Origin of the sequence: Flavitalea sp. (genome assembly GCF_035489435.1) — a bacterium.
Taxonomy (GTDB): domain Bacteria; phylum Bacteroidota; class Bacteroidia; order Chitinophagales; family Chitinophagaceae; genus DATHKG01.
In genome coordinates, this window is record NZ_DATHKG010000010.1 from 1 (window position 1) to 18,533 (window position 18,533).

The 18,533-nt window shown below is 41.3% G+C and carries 21 protein-coding genes; 8 read left to right on the forward strand and 13 right to left on the reverse strand.

The window, feature by feature from the left end; translation table 11 throughout:
• On the reverse strand, nt 1–1,393 hold a 1,393-nt coding region (locus VK664_RS00975; RefSeq protein ID WP_461396721.1), incomplete at its 3' end, for a serine hydrolase domain-containing protein.
• 115 nt (nt 1,394–1,508) lie between these two features.
• The gene (locus VK664_RS00980) at nt 1,509–2,651 is read right to left on the reverse strand and encodes a winged helix-turn-helix domain-containing protein (RefSeq protein WP_461396722.1); all 1,143 of its coding nucleotides are present in this window, start codon (nt 2,649–2,651) and stop codon (nt 1,509–1,511) included.
• A 320-nt stretch (nt 2,652–2,971) separates the two neighbouring features.
• Here VK664_RS00980 and VK664_RS00985 point away from each other — a divergent pair, with 320 nt between their 5' ends.
• Nucleotides 2,972–3,679: a tetratricopeptide repeat protein gene (locus tag VK664_RS00985; RefSeq protein ID WP_461396723.1), complete on the forward strand. Its 708-nt coding sequence runs from the start codon at nt 2,972–2,974 to the stop codon at nt 3,677–3,679.
• Nucleotides 3,680–3,689: 10 nt separating this feature from the next.
• Here the strand turns inward: VK664_RS00985 and VK664_RS00990 are convergent, their stop codons facing one another.
• Both VK664_RS00990 and VK664_RS00995 read right to left on the reverse strand, forming a co-directional pair.
• Complete coding sequence (locus VK664_RS00990) at nt 3,690–5,009, reverse strand: IPT/TIG domain-containing protein (protein WP_461396724.1); 1,320 nt, start codon at nt 5,007–5,009, stop codon at nt 3,690–3,692.
• Between the two features lie 345 nt (nt 5,010–5,354).
• On the reverse strand, nt 5,355–5,465 hold the full coding sequence (locus VK664_RS00995) for a DUF1398 family protein (RefSeq protein WP_461396725.1): 111 nt from the start codon (nt 5,463–5,465) through the stop codon (nt 5,355–5,357).
• Nucleotides 5,466–5,968: 503 nt separating this feature from the next.
• On the opposite strand from VK664_RS00995, the gene VK664_RS01000 reads away from it, so the two are divergent.
• The 3 genes from VK664_RS01000 to VK664_RS01010 all read left to right on the forward strand — a co-directional run bounded on the left by VK664_RS01000 (nt 5,969) and on the right by VK664_RS01010 (nt 8,473).
• A complete protein-coding gene (locus tag VK664_RS01000) occupies nt 5,969–6,481 on the forward strand; it encodes a beta propeller repeat protein (protein WP_461396726.1) in 513 nt (170 codons plus the stop codon).
• 117 nt (nt 6,482–6,598) lie between these two features.
• Complete coding sequence (locus tag VK664_RS01005) at nt 6,599–7,198, forward strand: hypothetical protein (RefSeq protein ID WP_461396727.1); 600 nt, start codon at nt 6,599–6,601, stop codon at nt 7,196–7,198.
• Nucleotides 7,199–7,459: 261 nt separating this feature from the next.
• A complete protein-coding gene (locus VK664_RS01010) occupies nt 7,460–8,473 on the forward strand; it encodes a WD40/YVTN/BNR-like repeat-containing protein (RefSeq protein WP_461396728.1) in 1,014 nt (337 codons plus the stop codon).
• A gap of 304 nt (nt 8,474–8,777) precedes the next feature.
• On the opposite strand, the gene VK664_RS01015 is transcribed toward VK664_RS01010, so the two are convergent.
• The 9 genes from VK664_RS01015 to VK664_RS01055 form a co-directional block, all read right to left on the reverse strand.
• Complete coding sequence (locus VK664_RS01015; RefSeq protein WP_461396729.1) at nt 8,778–9,350, reverse strand: dihydrofolate reductase family protein; 573 nt, start codon at nt 9,348–9,350, stop codon at nt 8,778–8,780.
• A 79-nt stretch (nt 9,351–9,429) separates the two neighbouring features.
• A complete protein-coding gene (locus tag VK664_RS01020; protein WP_461396730.1) occupies nt 9,430–9,561 on the reverse strand; it encodes a hypothetical protein in 132 nt (43 codons plus the stop codon).
• Between the two features lie 86 nt (nt 9,562–9,647).
• Nucleotides 9,648–10,106, reverse strand: a complete 459-nt coding sequence (gene msrB, locus VK664_RS01025; protein ID WP_461396731.1) for a peptide-methionine (R)-S-oxide reductase MsrB — start codon at nt 10,104–10,106, stop codon at nt 9,648–9,650.
• A gap of 16 nt (nt 10,107–10,122) precedes the next feature.
• Nucleotides 10,123–10,566, reverse strand: coding sequence for a hypothetical protein (locus tag VK664_RS01030; protein WP_461396732.1), 444 nt, complete (start codon nt 10,564–10,566; stop codon nt 10,123–10,125).
• A gap of 72 nt (nt 10,567–10,638) precedes the next feature.
• Nucleotides 10,639–10,992 (reverse strand): hypothetical protein, encoded by a 354-nt coding sequence (locus tag VK664_RS01035; protein ID WP_461396733.1) that lies wholly within the window; start codon nt 10,990–10,992, stop codon nt 10,639–10,641.
• Between the two features lie 80 nt (nt 10,993–11,072).
• Nucleotides 11,073–12,290 (reverse strand): ergothioneine biosynthesis protein EgtB, encoded by a 1,218-nt coding sequence (egtB, locus tag VK664_RS01040; RefSeq protein ID WP_461396734.1) that lies wholly within the window; start codon nt 12,288–12,290, stop codon nt 11,073–11,075.
• Complete coding sequence (locus VK664_RS01045) at nt 12,287–13,855, reverse strand: ABC transporter permease/substrate-binding protein (protein WP_461396735.1); 1,569 nt, start codon at nt 13,853–13,855, stop codon at nt 12,287–12,289. Before VK664_RS01045 ends, egtB begins: the two co-directional genes overlap by 4 nt.
• Complete coding sequence (locus tag VK664_RS01050) at nt 13,852–14,826, reverse strand: ABC transporter ATP-binding protein (protein ID WP_461396736.1); 975 nt, start codon at nt 14,824–14,826, stop codon at nt 13,852–13,854. Before VK664_RS01050 ends, VK664_RS01045 begins: the two co-directional genes overlap by 4 nt.
• Nucleotides 14,827–14,917: 91 nt before the next feature.
• Nucleotides 14,918–15,898, reverse strand: a complete 981-nt coding sequence (locus tag VK664_RS01055; protein WP_461396737.1) for an L-histidine N(alpha)-methyltransferase — start codon at nt 15,896–15,898, stop codon at nt 14,918–14,920.
• Nucleotides 15,899–16,467: 569 nt separating this feature from the next.
• Between VK664_RS01055 and VK664_RS01060 the strand changes: the two genes are divergently transcribed.
• The 4 genes from VK664_RS01060 to VK664_RS01075 all read left to right on the forward strand — a co-directional run.
• On the forward strand, nt 16,468–16,851 hold the full coding sequence (locus tag VK664_RS01060; protein WP_461396738.1) for a carboxymuconolactone decarboxylase family protein: 384 nt from the start codon (nt 16,468–16,470) through the stop codon (nt 16,849–16,851).
• Between the two features lie 134 nt (nt 16,852–16,985).
• On the forward strand, nt 16,986–17,459 hold the full coding sequence (locus tag VK664_RS01065) for a Dps family protein (RefSeq protein WP_461396739.1): 474 nt from the start codon (nt 16,986–16,988) through the stop codon (nt 17,457–17,459).
• Between the two features lie 87 nt (nt 17,460–17,546).
• On the forward strand, nt 17,547–17,999 hold the full coding sequence (locus VK664_RS01070) for a YybH family protein (RefSeq protein WP_461396740.1): 453 nt from the start codon (nt 17,547–17,549) through the stop codon (nt 17,997–17,999).
• Nucleotides 18,000–18,126: 127 nt separating this feature from the next.
• Nucleotides 18,127–18,533: alcohol dehydrogenase catalytic domain-containing protein (locus VK664_RS01075; protein WP_461396741.1), on the forward strand; the 407-nt coding region annotated here is incomplete at its 3' end.

The window sequence follows — 18,533 nt, forward strand, 5'->3', positions numbered from 1 at the left end:
GCATTTGTCTTTCATTTATCTGGAAGTCCAACTCATTGACTTCCCCTTCGCCATCTTTGAACTTTATGTTTGCACCAGGCCCAGGAATCGTAAAGGAGCTCTGGGAAATAGCCAGTAATGTGAATTTACCCTGCCCGGTCACGTTTACTGTCAGGTTATCACCCTGCACTTTAAAGTCCATAATCAGTCCTGGCTGCAACTCAAATTTACCTTCATATTTTTTCAATATCTCTAAATCGATCTTCGCAAATTTCTCTTCTGAATTCTTTGTAACAACAACTCCATTGGTACGTTTTGGTTTTTCCGCACCCAGGTAAAAATCAGCTATTTTATAGGCAAGCTCGTTAGCATTTAGCGAAGCAACATTACCCAGGACAATAATGGAAAGGCGCTGATCCGGGAAACGTAGTAGATGGGTCCGAAAACCTGCGTCAGATCCACCGTGCTCAATTGTCCGAAGTCCCCGATAGGATCCAATAAATTGCCCCATGCCGTAAGAGGTTGAATCGCCTGTAACAAGAATACTCTTAGTACTCATTTTTTGAATCATTTCCCTATTACCAATTGTAGGTTCTTCCAGGTGGGCTACCCATTTACTTAAGTCTTCCGCAGTACTCATTACACCTGTAGAACCGATTACATTAGCAAGGTTTAATGTTTTTTTCTTGTAGCTGTTTCCACCTTCAAAAGAATAAGAATAAGCCCTGTGCATTATTATTTCTTCGTGATCCGCCAACACCTTCGTATCGGCCATGCCCAATGGCCTGAAAATATACTGATTGGTAAATTCAGAAAAACTTTTACCAGAGACCCTTGACACAATTTCTCCAAGAAGTGTATACCCGGAATTTATATACATGAACTGGCTGCCAGGATCAAAGTTTAATTCTTTTTGTTGACTCAGCAACTTTAGGATTTCTTCCTGGGTGAAAAGGTCATTCAAGCCCCAACCCGAAAGGCCCATAAGGTAAATCCATTCTCTTATGCCACTGGTATGATTGAGCAGTTGTTTGATTTTAACAGACCTGACGGCAGGTTGCATTTCAGGCAGGTATTTCCCAATCTCATCTTCCAGTGATATTTTTCCCTCTTTTTCCAATAATAAAATGCAATAAGCAGTGAACTGCTTGGACAGTGAAGCGATATGAAAGCTGGTAGACGGTTTGTTGGCTGAATTATATTCAAGATTGGCCTGACCATAGCCTTTTGAGAACACCATCCGACCGTCTTTTACAATAGCAACCGTGGCACCTGGAGTTTCGCTATGGTTCCATTTGTCAAAAAGCCCGTCAATCTCTTTTTCTATTACAGAGGATGAACGGCCCGCTTTATTGTGAACGCCCTGAGCGGCCGTAAAAAGCTGGATGAGCATAAAAAATGGCAGAAGTTTCATGTTTAGTCTTTTGATTTGTTCTTTGACTACACCAACTCTGCCTGGGTTACAATGTGCTGGAAATAATCAGATCAACTGAATTTGCACACTTTCAGCTACTTTGCTTTTAAATCATCTATGGTTCAGGTATTTCAAGCTTATACCCTTTCCCATGAACATTCGTTATTCTAAGTTCAGGATCAGGGCTTAATTTCTTTCGAAGTTTCGACACAAACATGTCAAGGCTGCGACCGGTGATCACCCCTTCTTTAAGCCAGACTTCGTCCATCAGCGTTTCGCGGGGGATCAGTTCACCGAAATTGTTGTGTAGCAATTCCAGCACCTTGCATTCTTTGTCTGTGAGACTAATTAACTCAGACCCTAAAAGCAAGTGCTGATCCTTTGCATTAAATAAGAATTTTCCGAGCGAAGGCAATTCAGGAACGGACTCTTCTATTATAGCGTGGTCTTGTAATATAGCATTCCCTTGATTCGGCACAGACACCGGTTTTAACCTTTTCCCATAACGCCCAATCAACAAGGCTATACCAAACAGCACCAACATGCCACCATAAACCATATTGATTGATGGATAGTTGACGGTTGTGGTTTTGATGTCTTTAAGTTTCGGATTGACTTCCCCGGGATTAGCTTTAACTAATTTGGGTTCTCCAGTCTGCTGGTCTATGTCAACGCTTGAGCTTGTCGCTTTTAATTCTTCTCGTTTTGCATTGACTTCCTTCGGCTCAACATAAACAGGTTCAGTCAGCTGGTCTACATCAGCTTTCTTCTCTATTGCATCCACATAAAAATCCGGAAAGGCAAATTCGATTGTGTAACAACCTGCGGGCTGACTTCTGCCACTGCAAGCCAGCATGTCCGGCGAATTATTATTTAGCTGGAAACCATATATGATGCCCCCGGTCTTGCAATCATGTACTGTAACAGTGTAACCGGAAGGAAACTGTGCTTTGGGAAGCAAGCCCTTTGATAGCGCCATAAGCGAGTCGTGGTTAAAAATGAAATCATTTTCGAACCTGAGCTGAAAGGTGCCTTTTTTAGTCTCGGTAACGGGCATTACCCTTGAGGTTGAGTCACCTGCCTGAAGCAGCAACCGATGACCAAGCTGACGGATAACAATGTTCATTTGCTTCACCCTTATGTCGCGGTCAGAATGATCTGTGAAAGACGAGGTGATAAAAAAAATAGCAGGCATAACGATGGACCATACCACCAACCGGTTAAGGAAAAAGCCCGCAAAAGCAGAATTTACACGCATTTACATTTCTTTTTACAATTAATTCTCAAGTAGCAGCAACACGGGTGCGTACATTTGATTATGTCAAGTTAAAACAATTTTTGCTCATGAAACCTTAAGAACTGCCTTAACTCACCCTTGCGGTCATTACCTTGTATTTTTATTATAAATTGGACTTCATTTCAGGGTTGGACATAAAACATTACCCTGCCTGCACAAAGGGCTGTTTGTTTTTACTTCATCAATAATAAACTTGCAATAATGATCAGTAAATCTATCAGATCTATTATTCAGACGGGCTTCCCTTTAGTCTTGCTCATCTCTGGCTTCTTTAATGTCTCTTGCGGTACACAGGTGGTGCTCCTCTCGATGAAATGACGAGTGCCATTGCTGCAATTATATATGATAAATCGTTCAACCTTCCAAATAGATCTGTTGCCTATTTAATGGCGGAGAGGATGGAGAAATCCGGGATTCCGGCTGCACTTGAAAATTTTAAAAGAATCAAGGACTCAACCGGGTATTACCTTGATGAAAACGAAATGAACAGCACAGGGTACCAATTCCTGCAATCGGGCAAAGTGAAAGAGGCAGCTGCAATTTTTAAACTCAATACAGAAGCGTTTCCTAAATCATCAAATGTTTATGATAGTTATGGTGAGGCGCTCATGGCTCTTGGAAACAAAACGGCCGCCATCGAAAATTATAAACAATCTGTAAGATTAAACCCGGGTAATGAAAGCGCTATCAAAATTTTAAACAACAACGGCGTAAACACAGACGACCTGGTTAAGAAAGTTCCAATTGAATACCTGAAACTTTTGGAAGGTGAATACCAGAATGTTGATAATAAAGACTGGAAGATAAAATTTGAGGTTAAGGATGATATATTGTATGGCAATGACAGGGGCTACAGATATAAAGTACTCCCGGTTGGGGAAAGCGAGTTTGTTAATCCCGATGACGGAGCTTCATTGGTCTTTGATACCAAAGACAAGAATGCGATATCGATGGTGCTTTTTAGAAAGGCTAAGTTTAAGAAGATTTAATGATTACTCGTCATTGGAAAATGAGAATAGAAGTTCGCGTGATTTTCCTGATTTTGGTTTTCTCTCCCACGTATAAAATTCCTTTTGAATCGATAGCGATTGACCTGGGATATTCAAATAATGCAACGGAAGCATTTCCGTCCTGGTATCCATTTAGACTTCCTGCATAAGTACTTACAACCCCTATTGAACTTACTCTCCTGATGCGATCATTATCGGAATCAGTAACAAATAGCGTGTTTGATGAATTTGCGGTTATTCCTGAAGGAAAATGAAAGGTGACGTTGGGTTTTGTTCCGTCAGTTGCACCCTCCCATCCATTTCCGGCAACGGTGCTGACAATTCCGCCCGATACTTTTCTTATACTGTTATTGAGCCGGTCAGCTATAAATAAATTTCCGAGCTTATCAAAAACCAATGCACTCGGATAGGTGAAACGTGCGCTTCCCAGGGCATTACCATCCTGGAAACCCATATTCCCGGTGCCTGCGTACATGCTGACTACACCGAGTGGAGTTATCTTCCTGATACAATTGTTTACCTGGTCAGCAACATAAACATTGTTAGAAGCATCTAAGGTTAAACCACAAGGTGTATTGAATTTTGCAACCGAGCCGCTTCCGTTCAAAAGCCCGGCAACACCAGTGCCTGCTAAAGTAGATACAATTCCTGCCGGGGTTATTTTCCGCACGCGATGATTATTCTTGTCGCCGACATAAATGTTAAGATTATTATCTACGGCAATCCCGGTTGGTTTTGAAAACATGGCAACCGATGCAATACCATCAGCGAACCCGGCGACACCAGTTCCGGCAATTGTACTAACAACACCCGCAATTGTAATTTTTCTTATCCTGTTATTATTTGCATCGGCGATATAAAGATTACCCGCGGTATCCACAGCAATTCCTTCGACACCGTTAAATTGAGCAACATCCTTATTACCATCAGCATAGCCTTCCACCGTTGTTCCTGCATATGTGCTTACCGTTGTTTTCCACAAACTGAAAACGGGAAGATTAATGGTGATTCCATTTATAGATAAGTCAGCAGGTCCCTTTATATCACTTGTTGGGATAGTCGCGATGATTTTTTTATCTGATACAGTTTTGATTGTAGCAGGCTTGCCATTGAATGATAATTTTACCGACGAAAGTTCATTACCAAAGCCAGTACCATTAATTTCCAACTGATCATCTGATTCTTCGGAGGGTTTTACCTGCAATGTTTCGCTCACCTTTGATTCTTTGACGTCTTTTTTGCAGGATGTGAGTAAGGAAAATGAGCAGAGGAATACGCCAACGACAACGCGGCTAATTAACTTTTGCATAATTAAAAGGTTTTAAGAGGTAAAAGAAATGCCGTTAGCTGGTCATCGCCCTAACCTGTTTTTCGTGAATTAAAACAGGATTTAAGATCGGGCAGTTTACTTGTGATTGATGGTATCGTAAGATTTTTTACTAATAGGGCAGGTTCTGTATGTGCCAGGCAGCACTAAAACCTGCGATGGATTCAAATGCAAATTACGCCCAAAGAAAGTACTTTCCTATACCACGATAAGGTGATTTATCTTTACAATATTTGATTCGGCCTGGAAACCCATAAGCCTTCATTCCCTATCTCTAAAGAATTTGAAATGGCATAACAATAAATCCTACGTAAAAATATTTTTTGATTACTGAGGGATTTCTTCAACCAGAATTTCGTTCCCTCCTTTATCATAATAGGTGCAGGTCATTTTGTTGACAGAAACCTGCCATTTCTCAATCCCGTAGATCGCACACATTTTGATACACGAGAATGGTTCCGATGTGTGCCGAGTTTTTGAAAATTTTATAGCTGTCGGTAATCCCTGTAATCCCCGCTGCGTTAAGGTCGTTAACTACACCTTCCTTGATAGTCGAAAGCTTGCCTTTGTACTGGAATCCGATGACCAGTCCCGATGATGGGAAAACTTTGTATTCATTTTGGAATTCATTTTCCGACACTACAAAATGCTTAATGTAGGGTTTTATCGTGCTGTCGGAAGATGTTTGTCGAACCGCATTTTGATATTTATGTCTCGTTGATATCTTTTAGCGTTGATTATAAGCCTCGCTTTTAATTACAACCGAATTTACAGTATAAAGTTCTATTTTTTCGAACCGTAGGCTTCTTTTGACTTTTGTTTCTGGCTTATTCGTGGATACAATTCTTTTTACATTTCCGTTACAACTTTTTTACAATTAAAATGCCTCACGGTTGTTAATGCCTGATACATTTACTAATTGTTTCACCAAACCAATAGTCATGAAGATCTATAACCTTGCTTTTTTGCTCCTTTTTCTGTTTTCATTTAACGCTGACCACGTTTTAGAATTTCCACAGGCATCCCCTCTCCCGGATAGTAAACAAAAACAAAAAACAGATGAGGTTGCAGCTACAAACATGGTTTTTAAATCTACTGATGGCGGACAAACCTGGAAGGACATTAGTGAAGGGCTGTTCGATATCTGGCAGGGAAATGTTTTACAGAGAGATGGTTTTTTTGCCAATGATAATGGGCTCTATTTACGTGCTGGAGATGGGATATATCACAGTATGCCAAATTCCACTGCCCCCTTCTGGAAAAAAGAAATTTTCCCTGATAAACATAGCAGCATCGCGCCTGGTAAGGCCGGGATATTTGCATATAATTACGAAGGCCGGTTTTTACAAAAATTAAAAGGAACGAATGTATGGTCGCCTTTTGTGGTCATCCTGCTGGCATTTTTAAATCATCAGACAAAGGAAAAACATGGAAATTGCTTCTTCCTTCTGTAAATGACAAGGTCTTCAATTTATTTGTTTCCGGCAACGTGATTTATGCCATACCGAAAAGCGGAGGATGTTGAAAATTCAAACATGGACATTACATTTTACCATATTAAACGGAACAGAATGGGTCGCTTGAAATATTCAGAGTTATTGGCTTTGTTCCTGGTGTTTGTTTTTTGCAGTGCCTGTAAAGCACAAAACAAAACTGACCTACCAACAAATACTATTAAGACCGAAACCAAAGACGTTATAATCTCCCACGGGCTAACAAGTATGGCAGCAGCTCGCGCCAACTTTTCCGGTAAATGGAAACTAAATGAGTCGAAAAGTGAACCTGGACAGTTTGGTACTGGCGATAAGGTTTGTTTGGATTGGTTGGCTGCATCTAAAACAATGAAAATAGCCGGGCAGGCAGATTTTCTAACGCTAGACCTGGCAATCTCTCTTGAAGGGGCGCTGGTTACAAGACAAGAGAAACTGAACTTCGACGGTAAAGAAAATGAAGATACTTTTTTTGGAGGCACAAAGAAGTCTACCGTAAAGTGGTCAGATGATGGCCAGACTATGACTGTTAACTCGGTTATAACTATACGGGGAACAGAAATAAAAGTACAAGAGGTTTGGAAATTGATCAATGATGGAAAGTCTATTTCTCTCCAGGCCAATTCAAACTCAATCTTCGGCGAGAATAATATGAAGTTGGTATACGACAAAGACAACTAATATTCAATTACCTTTTTTATTGTACAAGCCCAACCTAGTTCGTGCATTTTTATTTTGCCTGCTAAGTCTCAATTCCGCGCCTTTTATGTTGCGCGGAAAGCCGGTTTAAGCAGAATTTACAAGCATTTACACTTCTTTTTACAATTGATTTACAAGAAGTGGCAACGCAGGTTCGTATGTTTGGATATGTTTCGTTAAAACAATTTTGCACATGAAATTTTACGGAATCGTTTATCGTCATCTTTCACCAAACCAATAGTCATGAAAATCTTTAACCTTGCTTTTTTATTCCTTTTTCTGTTTTCATTTGCCGCTGATCAGGCTTTAGAATTTCCAGAGTCATCCCCTCTCCCGGACAGTCAGCAAAAACAAAAAACAAATAAGGCTGCAGCTGCAAACATCATTTTTAAATCTACAGATGGCGGACAGACATGGCAGGACATTAGCGAAGGGTTGCCTGAAAATTTGCAGGCGGAGGATTTCCAGAGAGATGGATTCTTTGCAAATGATAGTGGTGTTTATGTAAGTGCTGGAAATGGAATTTATCACAGTAAACCAAATTCGACACCTCCTTTTTGGAAAAAAGAGATTTTCCCTGGCAATCAAAGCAGCATTGCCCCGGGTAACACCAGGTCATTTGCGTACAATTGGAATGGCCATTTTTTGCAAAAAATAAACGGAACGAATATATGGTCACCTATGTACACAAATTTTCAAATAAAAGGGATTCGCAACGTTTTTGAAACCGCCGGGGGCACCGTTTTCATTGGATGCGAGACCGGTCTTTTCAAATCCACAAACCATGGTAAAACCTGGAAAGAAGTTCTTACCGAAGGCTGGATAATGAAATTAGTTGAGTCAAATGGTGTACTTATGGCGACCAGCCGGAGTGGTATAATAATGTCGACCGATGAAGGTGAAAACTGGGATATTGTGCTCCATGAGGGAGGTGTTGGCATCGATGTAGAAAGCATCAATGGCGGATTCGCTGCTATTACTTACAATACAGAGTCGGAGACCAGGAGAGTCCGCACAACCTACGACGGAGGTAAAACCTGGCAGCCAATTGATGCCGGCCTTAAGGGTGACCAACGGACTGCCTCCATTATCCAGGTTGGTGAAAACTTTTTTTGTGGACATCCAGACGGCATTTACAGATCATCAGACAAGGGCAAAACATGGAAACTGCTTCTTCCTGCTATAGATAATAAGGTCTTCAATTTATTCGTTTCAGGCAACGTGATTTATGCCATACCGAGAAGTGGAGGATGTTGAAAAATTTAGTTAATACTCAAAACTCCTGAAACCATTATTTATGAGCTACTACCAAAAATTCGTGACAACATTTGCAAGTAACAAGCCGGTTCTCTTATTACCGCTGCATTCTTTACATTATCCGGTATGACCGCAGATCGCGCCAACTTTTCTGGTGAATGGAAATTAAATGAGTCGAAAAGTGAAAAAATTGCACAGTTTCCTCAGTGGTGTATATGGAAAGTCTTTGTCTATCCAGGCCAATTCGAGCTCAATCGACGGTGACTATGCTATGAAGCTCGTATACGATAAAGCCAGTTAGTACTCAAACACTTTTTTTTGCATAATGTAATCCTACTACCCCGCTTTTTAATGGTGTTGCCTTTACCAGCTTAAGATTGGTTTTGTTTTTTATATTTTGATATACAGGTATACCACTTCCTAATAGCACCGGGTTGTGCGTAAGCTGGTATTCATCAATTAAATCAAGCTCCATAAACGAATGCGCCAGTCCAGGACTGCCAAATATCACGAGGTCTTTCCCTGGTTGTTGTTTTAGCTTATTTATTTCTTCGGCAATATTTTCATTTATAACTATAGTGTTGTTCCACTCTGCTTTTTTCATGGTTTTGGAAAACACAATTTTAGTTGCTTTATCTACCCATTGGGCATGTGCCTTACTATGATCGCTTGCATCGGGATTATCGAGCACTTTAGGCCAGTAGCCTGCCATCAATTCATAGGTTACCCGTCCATATACAGGAGAGCCAACAGTAGCCACTATTCCATCAGCGTATTCCTGCAATTCACTGTCATAAGAAATCCAGTCCAGCCCGCCGTTTGCATCTGCTGCAAAACCATCGAGCGATACATGCATAAATAAAACCAGCTTTCTCATACTATTTTTAATTGTTATTTGTATTGTTTAGAGCAGCAATAATTTCTTCCATCGGCGCTTTAAATGTAATAATATAATTTCAATTACCTCGAATGTCACCATAAAGTTCAGGATGCTTATTAAACATCATCAGGCCTGCTTCGCTGCCATCGACCATGAGTGAAAAAAAAGTGATTCCATTATCCCCTTCATGAATGTCAATTATGTTCATTTTTATTATGATTCAATAAATTAATGAATAAGTAAAGAAATGTTGAATAAAGAACTAATAACGGTATCTGCCAATACCGTGAAAATCTATTTTTTTTCATTTACAGCGACTTTTTTCAGGGAAAGGGCATTCATACAATAGCGAAGTCCGGTCGGCTTAGGACCGTCTTGAAAAACGTGTCCCAGGTGGGCATCACAAGTATTACAGAGTGCCTCAATACGCTGCATACCAAAGGAGCTTTCTTTATGGTATGCGACCGCATTTTCCTTTATAGGCTGAGTGAAGGAAGGCCATCCTGTTCCACTTTCGAACTTTGTTTCAGCATCAAAAAGTTCCGTACCACAACAAATACAGGCATATCTTCCTGGTTCGAAATAAGAGCAAAGTTCAGAGCTGAATGCACGCTCTGTACCCTTGAGTCGGGCAATATTGAACTGCTCCGGCGTCAGGATTGCCTTCCACTCTTCTTGTGTTTTTTCTACTCGTTTATCTGGAACGGGGTTGCCGATATTGGCAAATTTTATAACGTCAGGCCATTTTAGCATAATTGTATTTTTAAGGTTAAAAAATAGATTCAATCGTAAACGTCTTGTCGTTGAAAACGAATGAATCATTTTGCTTCTTATCCATAAGTTCCTGGTAAAAAGGTGCATCAGGTGACATTGCAACAAAATGCTTTCCTTCAAGGTCAAATTGGCAAGCAGGTATCCCGATAATATAATATTGGCCATTGACCAGTGCTAATGCGCCTTCTGTCACAGAAGTTTTGTGGCCAAAATCTAAATCACGAAGCACTTTAATTTCGTTCTCCCGCTGATGAATTTGCCTTTCCATAGCCTGTAAATATTCTTCAGTCTGTTCTCTGTGTGAGTTATCGTCAGCGTCACGTACTTCATCCAGATTCAGATTGCCACCGCTTTGATAGCTTGCATATTCATCCCTTAAGTGTTGAAGTGTTTCGAGATGCGCCTTTATAAGTGTTGCTTTTAAAGTGACTTTATCCATTTATATTCTTTTGATTCGTTCTCTGTATTACTGAAATATGGTTCATCGGCTTTGACGTTAATTATTTTTGCGCTATCCTTTGAAATATCGCTCTTCTACAACTTGACCGTTTTCCCATAATGAGCGGATTATCTCATGCAAATAGACTCCAGTCCCGTCCTTCATTTCGAAATCTAAGATGTATTCTGAAAAAGAGGCATTATCATCAGAAACAGATCGGAGAAGCGTAATTTCTTTCACCTTTTGAATTGAGCCTACAAAGTCATTTAGCTTCTTCATAGCTGCTTGCTTTCCCTCAGTCACTTTGCCGTCAAATTCGATGGTCTTGATATTTGATGCGTAATACTTTTCAGCAGCGTCAATAAGTTGACCATTTGTTACCATTTTATTCATGGCGTTTGATAATTCCTGAAGATTCTTTTCCATTTTTTTGCTTTTTAAATGTGAATAATACTTATACTGAATTTATTAATAAAAGCGTGCTTGTCTTTGTCGATGACTTCCTATCATTCAATAGCCGGTGGTTTTTCGTCTGTATGGATTGCTTTGGCAGATACGTCATCTGAGTTAATGCTCTGTGCCAGCCTGATACCAGTGTATTGCCATCTTAAATGGGGATGGAAGAAATTACGATAGCTGGGCCGACTGTGCCCCGGCGGAGTAACAATTGAAGCCCCGCGAAGCACCATCTGATTAACCATAAATTTGCCGTTATATTCTCCGATAGGGCCAGCGGCTCTGATATATCCGGGATATGGAAGATATGCGCTGCCAGTCCATTCCCATCTATTACCCCATTCAAATTGTTGACACGCAGCTTCCCATTCAAATTCAGTTGGCAATCGCATACCCTTCCAGGCAGCAAAGGCGGATGCCTCGTAATAGCTGACATGTGTCACTGGCTCGTTTAATCTCAATGGCTGAAGTCCGGATGCATTGTAGTAGTGCCACTGGTTACCTATCCAATGCCAGTATAGTGGTGCACTAATGTTATTATTTTTTATCCAATCCAGGCCCTCTGCATGCCAGTATTCGTGTTTGTGATACGCACCGTCCCCGATGAATTCGAGATACTGAGCATTTGTGACCAATTCTTTCGCTATTTTAAATGTCGGGAGAAAGACCGTATGAAGCCCGACCTCATTATCGAAACAAAATCCATCACCCTTGTAACCTATGTTATACAGGGCTTCATGCATGACAATAGATTCATCGCAGGGAGAATCTGGTTCAACAGCATCCACTAGTTCTTTATACGTTGGAAAGAGCGGATTATGTCCTAAGATATATTTGATGTCAGTCGTCAACAATTCCTGGTGCTGCTCTTCATGATTGAGTCCCAAAACAGTCAGCATATTCAATTCATCGCTTATTGGTAAACTAAGTAACTGTTCCATTGCTGCATCTACATGCCTACGATATTGATAGACTTCCTCGACAGTCGGTCGGCTTAAATTGCCACGATTGGTTCGGATAACACGTACACCAAAGCTCTCGTAATAACTGTTAAATACGAACGGATAAGAAGGATTAAAACAGGAATAATCCGGAAGATGAGGTATCAGGATAAATGTTTCAAAGAACCAGGATGTATGTCCCAAATGCCATTTGGGTGGGCTTACGTCTACCACGGGTTGTACCACGTAATCTTCCGTTTTCAGGGTCGCACAGATTTCTTCGCTTCTAATACGAACTCTCTGATATTTGTCTTTAAGATCTATCATCGTTGTAAATTTAAATAATCAGACAAATCACTAATTGTCCGGATTCCCAGCCGCTTAGCGTCTTCCTTCCGCATCATTATGGCATAGGTGTTATTGAATCCTACCGGCTTTAACCATTTAACCTGGAATCGTTGTTTAAATGCTTGTTTCACATAAGCATACGCTGTATCCTTATTTACTGCAAGTTTTCGTACAGTAGCAGTATCAGCATGTAGCATGACCGTTAGACCTGTTCCTGTATATTCCGGATATAAATCAATTTGATCATTCATAAGTGCGTCAAAGCATATTTTAGTCCCACCTAATCCGGTTTTCGGTAAAACGTCTAGATCCGTATAACCCCTGATAAGCTGCGTATAAATGCTGGCCAGAATATATTGCTCATCAAAAACTTTGGAGCCGACCCTGATAGAGGCTTTGCCAACGGGCCGGGCAGGTTTATATAAATTTTGGCTTTCAAGAAACTCACGGGCGATAGCAGCTGGCTCACGATGGAGATAGTCTGCCTGGTAATTCAGGGAAGTCATGATCGAATCATTAATCCGGCCTGCCAGTAGATTGAGGACAGGTTCTAACTCCGGAAACCGTTCGAGCGTCCGCTCCTTGATAATCGGCGCAGCATAATAAGGGGGAAATATTTTTTTATCATCCGTTAAACTGACTAATTGGTAAGCATCAATCCGACCATCGGTACTATAACCACTGACTACATCAAGTTTCTTTTCATAAATTGCTTTGTACATGACAGCATCGTTGATAACCACTGTAGACATGTTTAAACCATATGTTTGTTGCAGACCAAGGTAACCGTCAATACGTCCCATAAATTCGGGAGTAAATCCGGCTAATAATTTACTTCTTTCTAAGGATGGAATTATGTAGAAACCGGAAAGCAAAACAATTGCCATCATGATGAAAAAAATGCTTGCAATTTTCTTGAATCTTATTTTTTGAAAACGTGAAAGCAGAAAGTCAAAGAGAAGAGCCAGCAAGGCGGCAGGTATTGCTCCTGCAAGCATCATTGTTGTATTGTTTAGGGAAATTCCCCCAAAAATAAACTCGCCCAATCCACCGGCAGCTATATAAGCCGCGAGCGTCGCTACGCCAACGTTGATAGTCGTTGCGATACGAATGCCAGCAAGAATTACTGGCATTGCCAGCGGTAGCTCTACTTTTAGCAACGATTGCTTATAACTCATGCCCAATCCTCTTGCAGCCTCCTTTATTTCTGGATTGATGTTTGAAATGCCGGTGTATGTGTTGCGAATGATAGGAAGCAGGCCATATAAGAACAAAGCCGCAATGGCTGGTTTGGGGCCAATACCTAACAAAGGAATTAGCAGCCCGAGCAATGCAAGACTTGGAATTGTTTGCAAAACTCCTGCGAATGCAAGAATCGGGGATGATAACTTTCTTTTTCGGCTGATAAGAATACCTGTTGGAACGCCAACAATTATCGCGAGAGATATTGACATAAAAGTAAGCCCGATATGTTGCCCGGTTTGCTCAAGCAGTTTCTCCCAATGGCGGGTAACAAAATCCCAGAGATTATTATTATCGTTCATCTGCGATTATTACATTGAAGTGAGCTATAAGCATTCATGAGATTATTCCATGTGACGCGTTTCCATTCACCAGTACGTTCATGTCGAATCGCTATGGATTGACAGTCTTCGTTTTTATCCCGAAAGAACTCCATCGCATTCCATAAAGTAGTAGCACAGACAGGTTCTCCTGAAAAATCTTCTTCATTATGGCCTTCTCCAGACAGATAATTCCATAAGTCAGCAATAGATGTAATTGCAAACGAAAGTTGTAAATAGTCGTTTGAAAGAAAATCTCTTACGAAATCATTAGCGGGATTGTATAATAATTCTGATGGTCTTCCTTTTTGAACCAGTTTTCCGTGATGAAGCAAAAGAATAGTATCACCCAATTCAAACGCTTCCTGAATGTCATGTGAAACCATAATAATGGTTTTCTTTCGGAATTCATCCAAATGCATAAATTGTTCGCGTATTGATTTCCTGGTAATAGCATCTAAAGCGCTGAATGGCTCGTCCATTAATAATATTGGGGGATCTGTAGCAAGAGCACGTGCGATGTTTACCCGCTGTGCCTCGCCCCCGCTTAGTTCATCTGGTGTACGGGAGAGATATTTCTCAGGTAAACGCAACTTTTTCATAAGCTCCATAACTTTATTTCGAATGGCTTGTTTGTCCCATTTTAACAGATTTGGTACCACCCCAATGTTCTCTTCGACAGAATAATGAGGGAAGAGGCTGTTGCGTTGCAGTACATAACCAATCTGCCGCCTCAACTCATCTTGTGGCTGCTCCCGGATGTTCTGTCCATTGATCAGTATTGTACCGGATGACGGTGTTACGAGGCCGTTAATCATGCGGAGTAAAGTAGTTTTACCGCTTCCGCTTGGCCCTAATAATATAACGTGTTCGCCCTCAGAAATATCAAGACTCACGCTATCTATAGCTACATTATCTCCAAAAGACTTACTTACATCGCGAATACTGACCATAATTATACTTTTGGATGAAGATGTATTGGACTGAAATGATTGTTAATAGCTTCGGCATATGTGGGTTGAGCGAAAATGGTGTCGCGCAATGTTAAACGGCTGTCCAAATTGCATCCATAAACCATGATTTGGTATCTAAAAATTCTGCAGTATGGATAAACCCATTATTGACCGCCATTTGGCGAATCTGGCTTTTTGAATATTTCTGTGATATTTCAGTCCATATACATTCATTTTTCTCAAAAGGAATTCTGGCACCGGGTAGATGCACCACCATATTGCTTAAACAAACAAGATAGCTTTTCGCCGCTCCGGTCAGCGGATCATAGCTACAATAATGATCAAACTGGTCAATCTTGAAATCCGCTCTCAATTCCCGGTTAATTCTATTCAACAGGTTTAGATTAAATTCCCTGGTAAGCCCCTCCCGATCATCGTATGCCCGCTTGATAGTAGCTGGATGTTTTATGAGATCAAATCCTATTATACACTGATCACCAGGCTGTAAATAACCACGTAACTTTTCACAGAATTTGTTACTTTCCGCCATAGTCATATTGCCGATATTGCCTCCTAAACACATCACAACCTTCCGCGTTTCATTTAATAAGCAATGGGATGCCAATGTGTCAAAGTAATCGCCTACCAATCCATTAAATCGTAAATCCGGGTCTTTAGCAGGCAGGAATGATTGCAACTCACCAATTACATTTTCAGATATGTCGATAGGAATGTAATTAAAAGACACACCCACCGCAGTAAGGGCCTGCAATAGATAAATAGACTTAGCACAATTGCCGGGGCCTAATTCGATTAATTCAAAATCTAAGTTTTGAGCTGTTAAACTGTCAACAATTTCTTTGGTTTGACTGGTAAAAATCTCCATTTCACATCTCGTAAGATAATAATCCGGAGACATCATTATTGCCTGAAAAAGACTGTCGCCTTTTTTGTCGTAAAAGTATTTTGACGATAACCTTTTTGGGACTTGCGTCAGCCCCCGGACAACGTCCAAATAAAAATTTTTGTTTTCCGTTTTAAGCCTGTATTCATCCGCGTCTATTGATATCATACATTAATTAGGGTTAAAATGATAAACTACACTCTGCCTGATGCCTTAAATTATCAAAGCATAAAGAGTGCAAGCTAATATCTTGCGCTCTTTCTAACATTGACATTTGTCACACATAATAATCCACTATATTGATTAGCCTGAGGAGTGAAAATTGACACTATAATGTTTGACATTTTTGAAGCATATCTTAGTGACAAAGTCAAGCCGACTGAGAAAGGACTTCAGCTAATTGAATCAAACTGCATACGAGAGAAATTACGTGGATTTTTGTGACATATGTCATTTATAGAAAGAAGATTACCAGCTTCCTTTGTTAAGGAGACAATATCAAAAGCGACCGGACTACTTCATTATATTTTCCTGGGTACCTCATCCAGATACTTTACCTATTCATATAAATCCATAATGAAAAAGATTTTTCCAATAGCACAGGCACTATTACGATTCTCGTTAGGGGCTGGCTTCATATTACCGGTATTGGACCGCATTGGTATTTTAGGTCCTCCGGGCAATGTTCATGTAACATGGGGGAATTGGACCAATTTTGTAGACTATACCCACAGTTTATGCAGCTGTCACAAGCCGTGACAAATTCGGGAATTGATAAATTACATCAAGAGCTCATCAAAATCAGAGCATCCCAAATCAATGGTTGCGCGTATTGTCTGCATAAGCACAGCAAAGATGCTATAACATATGGTGAAGATCCCAAAAGGCTATTTGTATTAAGTGCATGGCGCGAAGCGAAGAATTGGTTTAGTAAAGAGGAGCAGGTTATTTTAAGGCTTACCGAAGAAATCACCCTCATCGCAGATCATGGCCTGAGCGATCAAACCTATGACGAGGCTGTTGCACTCTTTGGAGAAGAAATGACTGCCAAATTGATTGTAGCGGTCATCAATATCAATGCACTGAACCGGTTAGGTGTTTCATTAACTATGCATCCCTGATAGATGGAATAATGAACGGTCCCATAGCCGATATTCAGCGGGATAATGTTTAGTACACATTGTGATAAATGTCATTTCCCACACGCTAATGCGAACATAGTTTTACGGAAATTAACGAATCGAAATTTTATATCATGAAGCCAAACATCGGAATAAGCGAGCAACATCTTGCAGAAGTCAGTGAGATTCTTTCCCACATTCTTGCGGACGAATTTGTATTATATTCTAAAACACGGAATGCACACTGGAACCTTGAGGGGCCAAATTTCCATTCAATGCATGTAATGTTTGAATCGCAATATAACGAGATAGCTGAAATTGTAGATAGGGTCGCAGAGCGGATAAGAATGTTAGGTCACTATGCGCCAGCGACTTTAAAACAATTTCTTGAATTAACGCACCTTACCGAACAGATAAGAGAAAAGAACGACAGTAAAGGCTTTATAAAAGAATTATTGAATGATCACGAAGCTATCATTATAAACATCAGGATGCGGATTAACCGTTCGGCGGAGCAATTGAAAGACTCTGGCACCAGTGATTATTTAACAGGCTTGATTGAGTATCATGAAAAAATTGCATGGATACTACGCTCCCATTTGATATAGTGTGAAAATTCAACTTTATCAATGCCGCATTGTAGGAGTCGCAAAAAGTGGTGGCAGATAACTTTATATAACGCTAAAACTAAACAGATGAAATCAAAAACTGAACAGATGAAATCAAAAACTGAACAGATGTCCGACTCCTTTCCGCTCCCTACTAAGCCCGAAGACATTATCCCGTCGCTGGTTAAGCGATTTAACTCCGGCGATATCAGCAACCAGATGGCCATGTATGCCCCGGATGCCGTGTTCATAGCGAACGACGGGCGAACCATCATTGATCACGCGGAGATCGCTGCCACAATCGAGCCAGATATCAAGCTCGGCCTGCCACTGGTGACCAATGTGCGCCATGTGTTCGTTGCCGGCGATACCGCACAGATCGTCCTGGACTGGTCGATTGATGGCAAGGGTCCTGACGGTAAGGACGTGCACCTCGGAGGGTCGGCATGCGATATCGCGCGCCGCGGTGCGGATGGGTTCTGGCGGTATATCATCGACAATAACCAGGGAACGGCAGTGCGACAGGCAACTACTGCCTGATGGGTATTTTTTGGGACCGTTCAATTATCAGTATTAACATAAAAACAAAAAAAATGAAAACAGTAATATACAGCAACATCACTTCATTAAGTAGGTGTTTGCTGATGAGCAAAAAAGGAGGCGTGCTATGAAAGCGATCGTTGTAACAGACCAGGCTGCGGGAACAGCCGGGATGAAACTGGTGGAGCGGCCCGGGCCGCAGGCAGCGATAAACGACGTCGTAGTTCAGATTTACGCGTCGGGATTCGTTGGGACCGAGCTGAGTTGGCCTTCGACCTGGACCGATCGCCTCGACCGTGACCGAACACCGTCGATCCCCGGGCACGAGCTGGCCGGAGTGGTCACCGCACTCGGCTATGGCACAACGGGGCTGTCGGTGGGACAGCGGGTATTCGGCCTCACGGATTGGAATCGCGACGGCACCCTGGCTGAATATGTGGCAGTCGAGGCACGCAACCTCGCGCCGCTGCCGGGCGATGTTGACTTCGCGGTGGGTGCGAGTCTGCCGATCTCGGGCCTGACCGCGTGGCAGGG